8 protein-coding genes are annotated in these 9,880 nt (G+C 64.9%); all 8 read right to left on the reverse strand.

Translation table 11 applies throughout. From position 1 onward, the window contains the following. Positions 1-451 precede the first annotated feature (451 nt). The 8 genes from gloA2 to trxA all read right to left on the reverse strand — a co-directional run bounded on the left by gloA2 (position 452) and on the right by trxA (position 9,582). Positions 452-847 carry an SMU1112c/YaeR family gloxylase I-like metalloprotein gene (gloA2, locus tag ACVOLV_RS21330; protein WP_481556106.1) on the reverse strand — a complete coding sequence of 132 codons (396 nt, stop codon included), beginning with the start codon at positions 845-847 and terminating at the stop codon, positions 452-454. Then, positions 844-1,914, reverse strand: a complete 1,071-nt coding sequence (locus ACVOLV_RS21335; protein WP_481556107.1) for a serine hydrolase domain-containing protein — start codon at positions 1,912-1,914, stop codon at positions 844-846. Before ACVOLV_RS21335 ends, gloA2 begins: the two co-directional genes overlap by 4 nt. Positions 1,915-1,934: 20 nt before the next feature. Next, complete coding sequence (locus tag ACVOLV_RS21340) at positions 1,935-3,830, reverse strand: DUF885 domain-containing protein (protein ID WP_481556108.1); 1,896 nt, start codon at positions 3,828-3,830, stop codon at positions 1,935-1,937. Positions 3,831-3,976: 146 nt separating this feature from the next. Further along, a complete protein-coding gene (locus ACVOLV_RS21345) occupies positions 3,977-4,654 on the reverse strand; it encodes a DUF502 domain-containing protein (RefSeq protein WP_057627148.1) in 678 nt (225 codons plus the stop codon). Between the two features lie 91 nt (positions 4,655-4,745). After that, positions 4,746-5,207 (reverse strand): DUF4442 domain-containing protein, encoded by a 462-nt coding sequence (locus ACVOLV_RS21350; RefSeq protein WP_481556109.1) that lies wholly within the window; start codon positions 5,205-5,207, stop codon positions 4,746-4,748. A 58-nt stretch (positions 5,208-5,265) separates the two neighbouring features. Further along, the gene (locus ACVOLV_RS21355) at positions 5,266-6,909 is read right to left on the reverse strand and encodes a CHASE2 domain-containing protein (protein WP_481556110.1); all 1,644 of its coding nucleotides are present in this window, start codon (positions 6,907-6,909) and stop codon (positions 5,266-5,268) included. Next, positions 6,906-8,552 carry a FecR family protein gene (locus tag ACVOLV_RS21360; RefSeq protein WP_481556111.1) on the reverse strand — a complete coding sequence of 549 codons (1,647 nt, stop codon included), beginning with the start codon at positions 8,550-8,552 and terminating at the stop codon, positions 6,906-6,908. Before ACVOLV_RS21360 ends, ACVOLV_RS21355 begins: the two co-directional genes overlap by 4 nt. A 169-nt stretch (positions 8,553-8,721) precedes the next feature. Then, positions 8,722-9,582 carry a thioredoxin gene (gene trxA, locus ACVOLV_RS21365; RefSeq protein ID WP_481556112.1) on the reverse strand — a complete coding sequence of 287 codons (861 nt, stop codon included), beginning with the start codon at positions 9,580-9,582 and terminating at the stop codon, positions 8,722-8,724. Between the last annotated feature and the right edge of the window lie 298 nt (positions 9,583-9,880).

A 9,880-nucleotide genomic window follows, 5' to 3' on the forward strand; every position in this document is an offset into this window, starting at 1 on the left:
ATGGCTCGGCACTACGGGGCGGTGACGTTGTTTGCTTTTAGCCCCTCTCCCGCTGGCGGGAGAGGGGTTGGGGTGAGGGCTGCCTTTCGCCGGGAAAGCCTCTGCCGAGCATGGCTCGGCACTACGGGGCGGTGCCGTTGTTTGCTTTTAGCCTCTTTCCCGCTGGCGGGAGAGGGGTTGGGGTGAGGGCTGCCTTTCGCCGGGAAAGCCTCTGCCGAGCATGGCTCGGCACTACGGGGCGGTGACGTTGTTTGCTTTTAGCCCCTCTCCCGCTGGCGGGAGAGGGGTTGGGGTGAGGGCTGCCTTTCGCCGGGAAAGCCTCTGCCGAGCACGGCTCGGCACTACCGGGCGGTGCCGTTGTTTGCTTCTAGCCCCTCTCCCGCTGGCGGGAGAGGGGTTGGGGTGAGGGCTGCCTTTCGCCGGGAAAGCCTCTGCCGAGCATGGCTCGGCACTACCGGGCTGGCGTCTCGTAGAGTTCCAGTGGGAGATCGTCCGGGTCGGCGAAGAAGGTGAAGCGACGGCCGGTGAACTCGTCCACGCGGATTGGCTCGCAGGCCACGCCTTCGCGCTGCAAGTGGGCCACCACATCGTCCAGCGCTGCAACACGGAAGGCGAGGTGGCGCAGGCCGCGGGCTTCCGGGCGGCTGGGGCGAGCGGGTGGGTTGGGGAAGGAAAACAACTCCAGCTGGCTGCCATCGGGCAGGCGCAGGTCGAGCTTCCACGAATCACGCTCGCTGCGATAATTCTCGGCAATCACTTCCAGCCCGAGAATACGCACGTAAAAGTCACGTGAGCGCGTGTAATCAGCTGCAATGACCGCGACATGATGGATGCCAAGCAGACTCATCGCGCAGCATCCAGCCAGCGCCGGGCGATGTCGATGGCCAGCGCATAGGGTTCGGGTTCGTTACGGTTGCTCAATACGATCACCGTCAGCTTCTGCTTGGGGTAACGCACGATCACGTTGCGGAAGCCGATGCTCTCGCCGCTATGCCACAGCGCATCGCCATTGATGCGCCAGCCGAAGCCATAGAACGGTACGTCGGGCTCGGTGGTTTTCGTTGCCGGGCTGAAGGCCAGTCGCAGCGAAGTCGCCTTCAACAGGCGCTCGTCGTACAGCGCCGCATCCCACCGAGCCAGGTCATCGATCGAAGAATAGATGCCGCCATCGCCCAGCACGGCGCTGGTGGTGCTCTGGTCTGTGCGCTGCCAGCGGCCGTCGATCTGGCTGTAGCCATAGACGCGATTGGGCACCTCATCGACGCCGTCCTGATGCGCGTAGGTGTTGTTCATGCCCAGCGGCAGGAAAATACGTTGGCGCAGGAAGCTGGCGAAGTCGCTGCCCGAGGCCTTGCCCACCACCAGTGCCAGCAAGGCATAGCCGCTATTGCTGTAGCGGTAGTCACTGCCGGGCGTGAAGTAAGTCCGGTTCTCTTTCTGCAGCAGCTGCAGCACGTCGGCGTCATGTACCTGGCGGGTGTCGGCCGGGTCCATCAGTTCTTCGTAATCGAGCAGGCCACTGGTATGGCTGAGCAGCTGCCGAAGCGTCATCGTGTCGGCGACGGCGGGCAGGCTGGGCAGCCACTTTTTCAGTGGATCATCGATGCCAAGCTTGCCGTCTTCGGCCAGCAGCAGGATCGCCGTGGCGGTGAACTGCTTGCTGACCGAGGCCAGCCGGAAATTACTGGCCGGGGTGATTGCGGTACCGTCTTCCAGCACCGCAAGGCCGTAGCTGCGGCGGAACGCAGGTTGGCCGTCTTTCAACACCAGCACCGAGGCGCCAGGTACCTGGCCGTCATAGCGCTGCATCAGACCGTCGATGCCGGGATCAGGCGGCGCCAAGGGGGCGGCAGCGGCCAAGCTGGAGCACGCGAACAGGCACAGCAGGGCGAGTCGAGGTTTCCAGCGTGGCATGGTGGCTCCTGGGTAGGTGATCAGGCTTTCTTGCTGGCGATCCAGCGGTCGATCTTGGCTTCAAGGATCTCCAGCGGCATGGAGCCGTCCTTGAGGATTTCATGATGGAACTCGCGCGGGTCGAAACGCTCGCCGAGCTCGGCCTTGGCCTTGTCACGCAGCAACCGGATCTTGATCTCACCGACGCGGTAGGCCAGCGTCTGCCCGGGCAAGGCCATGAAGCGCTCGACCTCGGAGGCGGCATCGGCGGCCGGGATGTCGGCGTTCTTGACCATGTAATCGGTGGCCTGCTGGCGGCTCCAGCCGGCGGCATTGAGACCGGTATCGGCGACCAGCCGCACGGTGCGCAGCAAGGTGGTCTGCAGATAACCGAGCTGATCGTAAGGATCGTTGTACAGGCCCAGTTCCTGGCCCAGCGATTCTGCGTACAGGCCCCAACCTTCCACGTAGGCGACATCACCACCGAGGCGGCGGAAGCGCGGCAATGCCGTCAGTTCCTGCTGTGCGCCCAGCTGGTAGTGATGGCCGGGGATGGCTTCATGCAGGTATTGCATGGTCACCGCCCAGCGCTTGCGCGAGGGCAGGTCGCTGGTATTGACGTAGAGCACGCCCGGCTGCTGGCCGTCGGCGCTGCCCGGTTGGTAGCTGGCGGCGCTGGAGGTGGCGGCGCGCTCGGCTTCGACCGCCTTGATCTCGAGGCTGGCCTTGGGCCGTTCGTTGAACAGGGTCGGCACCACGGCGTTTACCCGCTGGCCGGTCTCGGCATAGCGGGCCAGCAAGGCATTGGCATCGCGGAATACGAATTGGCGGTCATTGCGCATCGCGGTGAAGGCTTTCTGCTGCGAGCCGCGGATCTTGGCCTGCTTCATCACCGCATCGATGCGCGCCTGCAGGTCCTTGACCTCCTGCTCGCCCAGCGCGTGGATCTCGGCGGGTGTGCGCGCAGGTGAGGTGCTGCTGGCAACGTTGTGTGCATACCAGGCGCGGCCGTTGGGCAGCGCGGCCATGCCGTCGGTGCTGCGTGCGGCGGCCATGTACTCGGTGGCGATGAAGCCGCGCAGCGAACGATAGGCCGGCATGATCCGGTTCTCGATCATGCGCTTGTACTCGGCGCTGAGGCGGGCCTTGTCCTCGGCGGAGAAGTCGTCCGGCATGTTGCGGATCGGTCCCCAGAACAGGCTCTCTTCCGCCGTGGGTTTGATCACCGCATCAAGCTGCGGCAGCACTTTTTCCATCAGTGCGCGCGGCTGCACCACGCCGGCGGCCTTGCCTTCGCGCATGTTGGCGATGGCCTGGTCGAACAGGGCCGGAATGCCGAGCGAACGCTTGGACCAGTTCTCGTAATCCTTGACTGTGCGGAACGGCTGCGCACCAGCACCCGAGCCCAGCACTGCGATGATGCTGGACAGGTTGTAGTACTGGTTGATCGGCAGCATCCAGGTCGGGTACTGCTCGCCGGCCAGCGAGACCTGCGCATCGCGCACGAAGATCTCATAGCTCAACAGGTCCTGGCCCTGCAGGCCGGTGGCGCCGACGGCCTGGACCTTGCCCAGCCATTCGACCATGAAATCGTGCGATTGCTGGCGCGAAGCCGCGGACAGGAAATTGGGCAACTGGTCGTTGTAGCGCTGGTCGCCCTGGAAGGTGGCCTGCAGCGGGTTCAGTCGCATCGAGGCGTCCCAGTACTCGTCATAGATGCGGTTGAGCTTGGCGGCGTTGTCCTGTTTGATCGGCAGCGGCACTGCGGCCGGGCGGCGCGGGGCCGGGCGCGGCGTGGTACGGGGCTTGGCGGCGCGGCTCTGCGGCGCTGACTGGCGCTGGGTTCGCTTCTTCGCCGCGTCGGCAGGGGCCGCAACGGACAGCGTCATGATCGAGGCAATAGCAAGCGCAAGCAGGCGCAACGGGCTGTAAGGCATCAGGTGTTCCGCAAATACATCGACCCGGGAGCTTGCCCGATATCAGCGGTGACGACCAGCCGTGGCGCGGATGAACACGCGCCGGTGATACAGGTCCGGTTATGTCCCATGCCTCGCGTGGCCTGCCGCGAGGCATGGGAGAGGACTCAACGGTCGGCGGAGCGGGTGAATGGCACGCTGTCCGGGGCGACCGCGCCACCGGAAATGATGAAGCTCATGGCCTGGTCCACGGTCCAGTCGGTGGGCGTGAGCAGCTCAACCGGGACGATTTCCAGGTAGCCGGAGGTCGGGTTGGGGGTGGTGGGCACATACACCGCAGCCAGTTCGCGACCGGTGCCCTGTTCCTTGAGGACCCGGGTGACCAAGCCGATGGACTTCATGTCACGGTGCGGGAAGTCGATCAGCACCACCCGCTGGGTGCTGCCGGGCTTGGTCTGCAGGATGTCCAGCAGCTTCTTGGCACTGTCATAGATGATGCTGGCCAGCGGGATGCGGCGGATTACCGCACCGAACCAGCGCAGCAACTGCTGGCCGATGACCCGGCGGCTGAGGATGCCGACCAGCAGGATGACCAGCAAAGTGGCCAGCAGGGCAGTGATGTCCTGCATCCATTCGACCTTGATCCAGCCCAGATAATCCGGGAACGAGGCGGCAATACGCTCGGACAGCGGCACGATCAGCGGGCTGCTGATGCCCGAGAGCAGGACGAACACGAATTTGACGACCACCCAGGTCAACCAGATCGGCAGCAGGGTCAGCAGGCCGGTGAGGAAAAGACGTTGCAGGGAGGGGCGGGGGGCGGGGGAGACGGCTTCAGGCGACATCCCCGAATTGTAGCGTTCGGGTGTCCTCCGTATGTACGCAGCAGATGGCCGGAACGGCTGTGTTCAGAGAAATCTGTGTTGCCGCCGTGGCTCAGTCCGGCTTGCGGGCCTCCGGCTTGAGCCGCACATAGACCTGCTTGCGCACCCGCGCGACCACGTCGCCTTGCGCATCGAGCACATCGTTCTCGAACCAGTGCAGGTATTTGTCACCGTTGGCGGTAGCGGCCTTGACCTCGTCCAAGGCGGCGTCATCGAGCCGGAACTCGGTCCAGACCACGCCACGGCCGGGCTTCAGGAATTCGATGGCGCCGGCCTTGTCCCAGACGAAATAACGGCTGCCCAGGTTCTGCAGCAGGCACAGCATCCAGAACGGGTCGGTCATCGCGAACAGGCTGCCGCCGAAGTGGGTGCGCACGTAGTTCACGTTCCACGGCCGCTGCCGCAGCTCGACCCGCACGTAGCGGTAGTCGGCGCTGATGGCGGTGACGTGGATGCCGGCAAACAGGAACGGTGGCCACAGGTTGATGCCGCGACGGAACAGGCTGGCTTTCATGGTGCGAGCGGACGGACGGGGGAGCCGGAGTCTAGCATTCGCTGGCGTATGGAGGGGCTCAGTTCGGCCAGGGCGGGGCGATCCGGTAGCCGTCGCGGCCGGCCTGTTTGGCCTGGTACAGGGCGTCGTCGGCGGCCTCGAACAGGCGCGCCGGGCCGTCGTCCGGGCCGGGCAGCACGCTGCACACGCCTATGGTGACGGTAGTCCTGGTCTTGCCGTGATTGGCCTTGTCGACCGGGATGCTGAGCTGGCGTACCCGGCTGATCAAGCTTTGCACCAGCTGTTCGGCACCGGCCGGGGGGGTATCGGGCAGGATCAGGGCGAACTCGTCACCGCCGAAGCGCGCAGCCAGATCGCGCGGTCGCCGGGCCATGTCTTCAATCGTGCGTGATAGATAGCGCAGCAGGCGATCGCCAACCTGGTGGCCATAGGTGTCGTTGCAGGCCTTGAAGTGATCCACGTCGATCAACAGCAGGGTGAGCGGGCGACCGCTGCGCCGCGCGGCATCGTTCTCGCGGCGCAGGGTTTCCTCGAAGCGCATGCGATTGGCCAACCCGGTGAGCGTGTCGCGGTTGGCCTGGCGGCGCCAATAGCGCATCTGCCACAACGTCCAGAACAGCAGCATGCCGGCGCAACCAAACGTCGCTGACACCGGTGCGAACCACAGGCTGGCCGAATGCAGCAGGCCCAGGCTCAGCAGCAGTGGAGCCGGCAGCGCGAGTGCGCCAAACAGCCAGCGCCAACGGTGCCCGGAGGTGATGCCCAGTGCTGCCAGCGCCACCAGTACCGTGCTTATCGCGGTCTGGACGATGGATGGCAAGGTGCGGATGCTGTTCCCGGCCAGCAGCATCGAGGCGACATTGGCCTGGTACTCGCTGCCACTCATCCAGTTGTCGCGGGAGGTGGGGGTGAGCAGGCGCGGGGCAATGCCGCTGGCAGTCATGCCAACGATGACCAGTCGTCCCTTGAGCAGGTCGGCGGGTATCCGGCCTTCAAGCACATCGACATACGACATCTGCGGAAAGCTGCCCGGTGGCCCGGCATAGCGCAGCCGCACATAGTGGTCGCGATGCCATTGATAGGGCGAGTTGTTGCGCGGCGTTGGATCGGCCAAACCGGGGAGCTGGCCATCCACTCCGGACAAGGCTGCACCCAGCGCCAACCAGTGCGGCGAGCCGATCCCGGCCTTCAGGTAGAGGCCACGGGCGATGCCATCGGCATCCACTTCGATATCCGTGTGTGCCAGCGATGCGGCGGCGTTGGCGATTGCCGGCACCGGTAGCAACTCCTCAGGTACCGCCTCGGCGCTCGCCGGTGCTGCCATCACCGGCAGGACCACCCGACCATTGCGGCGGATCGCGGCCGCCAGTGCTTCGTCCTGGCGGGGATTTTTGCGATCGGCCTCCGGAAACATCAGGTCCAGCGCCACCCGCTCGACGCCGGCCTGATGCAGGCGTTCCAGCAGGCGTGCGTGGGTGCTGCGTGGCCACGGCCATTGGCCCAGCTCCTGCAGGCTGTGGTCGTCGATTGCGATGATTGCCAGGCGCGGATCAGGCGGGTAGTCCCAGTCGCCGACCAGCGCGTCATAACTGGTGACATCCTGCTGCCAGAAAACACGGCTATGGCTGGCCCAGGCAACGATCAGGCCACAGGCAATGACAAACAGCAGCCGGTAACGCCAGCGCGGACGTAAAGGCCTCATAGGGCGAGCAACAACAAGACACCGGCGCCGGCGCCATAACAGAGCCGGCAGGGCAGCTTGACCTGCTGGGGCGTGGAGAATGCACTGGCGTAGCCGTCGTCGGCGATGCTCTGCACCCGTACATGCAAGGTGCCACCGCGCCAGGGACGTTTCAGCGAAACTTCCGGGGCATCCTGCTGTTGATCCAGCAGCAGCTTTGCAAAACCAGCGTCACGCGCGATCTGCACCCGATAGTGCAGGGCATCGCTGTCGGCCGGCCAGCGCAGGGTCAGCAGGCCTTTTTGGCCTTTGCTTGTATCCAGTGGCGTCGCCACCTGCGAATCGCTGACCTGCAGCGGCAGTGCCTGGCCGTAGCGGCCGGCGCTGTTGTGCGCATCAAGCGAGGCCACCCGCCAGAAGTAGTCACCCGCCGGTAGCGGACTGCGGATGCGTAGCTGCTGGTTGCTGCTTTGCTGTTCGACCAGTGGCTGCAGGAAGTTGGGGTTGTCGGCGATCTGCAGAACGGTGCCGGTGGCACCGGCTACCTGGGCCCACTCAAAACGTGGCTGTGGCTGGTGCACGGTCTGTCCATGCAGTGGAGCGACGGTCAACGGTGCCGGTAGTCCGTCGGGGACGACGAAGTCCCGCTCGGCGTCCAGCCCTTCGACGCCATCGCCATTGATGGCGCGTACCAGCAGCCGTAGTTCGCCCGCGGGCAGATCATCGATCTGGATCTGCGTTGCGCTGATCTCGCGTGCGAACAACTGGATGTCCGGGGTTGCCGCCAGCACCACCTCGACGCGATAACGCTCTGCCCCGTCCAGCGGTTGCCACGCAGCCAGCAGTGGTAAGGGTTGCAGGCGCAGTTGCGCGTCCAGCAGCCGCGGTGGCGGCAGCAGGGGCTGTGCCTGTTCTGGTGCGTTCCCCGTCGAACGTATCAAGGTGGCGTGGCCGCCGTCGATGATCCGGTTACCAGCACGGTTGCCAACCTGCACGTGGCCTTCGACTACTTCGGTGCTTGCAGGGCTGTTCTGGCCACCGGCGTTTACCCTGAACAAGGTGCCGCGCACGCTGCTGGTCGCGGTGGGGGCGGTGATGATGTAGCGCGAAGCGGGACCGCGCGCTGGCGTCACATGGCTGCTGCTGCGCCCACGTTGCAGGCGCACCCGTGTGTCCACCATGCCGGTGGCGCCGTAGCTGCTGAGCTGGTCCAACTGCAGCAGAGAGTTCTCGCGCAGTTGCAGGCGAGAGTCGTCGGCGAAGACGAGGGTCACGCTTGCGTCCTCGCCGGTCTGCAGCTGGGTGCCGATGGGCAACAACATATCCGCTTGCAGCGGCCGGGTACCGTTGGTCGGATCGCTGACCTGGACCAGGCCACGCAAGGCAACCACCCGCGCTGGTGCGGGCTGCACGCGCAACCAGATGATAGGAAAGCGCAGGGTCTGCCCCGGCACCAGCCGGTACGGATTGCTGATCTGGTTATGCACCTGCAGTTGTTGCCACTGCACGTCGCTTTTCAGATAACGGGCGCCCAGGTCCCAAAGCGTGTCGCCGGGCCGTGCGCGGTAATTCCAGTCCTGGGCGCCGGCGATACCTGCCAAGCAAAACAGCAATGCGGTTGCCAGAAACTGCAGCAACGATGGGCGTACGGCGGTACTTCTCACGGCCACTTTGGCTCCGAAAACGCGTGTCCGTTACGCTGGCATCGTGCTGGCTGCAACTTCATCACCCTCTGGTCCTGGTCGCCGTGACATATATCACGGCAGGATCATCTGGTGAAAAGCTGCCAATTTCCGTGCAGTTGACACACAAATTGTACTGTCTGGTGCCAGATCAGAACAGGAGCGAGGACATCTTGCGGCGGTAGCGGCCCACCAGGTCTTCGTCTTCGATGACGCGGAACGCATCGATCAGGGCTTTCTTGGGCAGGCTGTCGCGGAAACCGCGGTCAATCCGCAGCATCTCGATGAACTGCTCCAGCGCGCCTTCGTCCTCGCCGGCCAGCAGGTGGTGGATACCGAGCAGGTAGCGTGCTTCCAGATCGTTGCCATCGGCCTGGACGCGCGCTGCCACCACATCGGCGGCCGGGGCATCCTGCAATGCCGAGGCGAAATCCAGACGTGCGCGTGCACGGATGGCGCGATCGTCGGTGGCAAGGTTGGCGGGCAAACCGTCGAGTAGCGGGCCTGCTTCGCTGGTTGCGCCGATCTTGAGCAGGGCCAGGGCAAGGTCGAGCTTGAGCTCGGCCTTGTCCGGCTCGGCGCTGATGGCCTCACGCAGCGCGGCCACTTCGGCCTGCGGGTCCAATGGCAGGGCTTCGACTTCGGCTTCAACCGCGGCTGCCTCGGCCGGCACCACGCCGTGTTGGGTCAGGAACTCACGCAGCTGGCCTTCTGGCATCGCGCCGGGGAAGCCATCAACGATCTGCCCGTCCTTGATCAGGAAGACGGTGGGCACAGAACGGATCTGGAAGGCGGCAGCAATCTGCTGCTCCTTGTCCACATCGACCTTTGCCAGCTCGAACGCGCCGTTGTACTCGCCTGCGAGCTTTTCCAGAATCGGCCCCAGGCTCTTGCAGGGCCCGCACCAGGTCGCCCAGAAATCGACCAGCACGGGGGTCTGCGAGGATTTCTGCAGGACCTCGGCTTCGAAGGTTTCGGTGGTGGCCTCGAATACGTGGGGAAGATCGCTCATGGCTGGCTACGTTGCTGACAGGAACTCCCTTTATGGCGACGCAGGGGCGGGTTCTCAACTGCCAGCGGCAGTTGCGGGCTGTTTTGAGCGAGGTTGCTGGGTGGGAGGCTTGTGCTGCCTGGGTTTGCTGTTTTCTTGGGGGGCAAGGGTAAGGCCTCTGCCGAGCATGGCTCGGCACTACAGGCCGTGCTGCACTCCCGGTAGTGGGGGGGCAAAGAGGGGGGGGGGGGTTGGGGGGGGTTGGGGGGGGGGGGTGGGGGGCCCCCACTCCCGGGCGCGAGAGGGGGGGGTGGGGGGG

The sequence above is a fragment of the Stenotrophomonas sp. STEN023 genome, assembly GCF_056760135.1.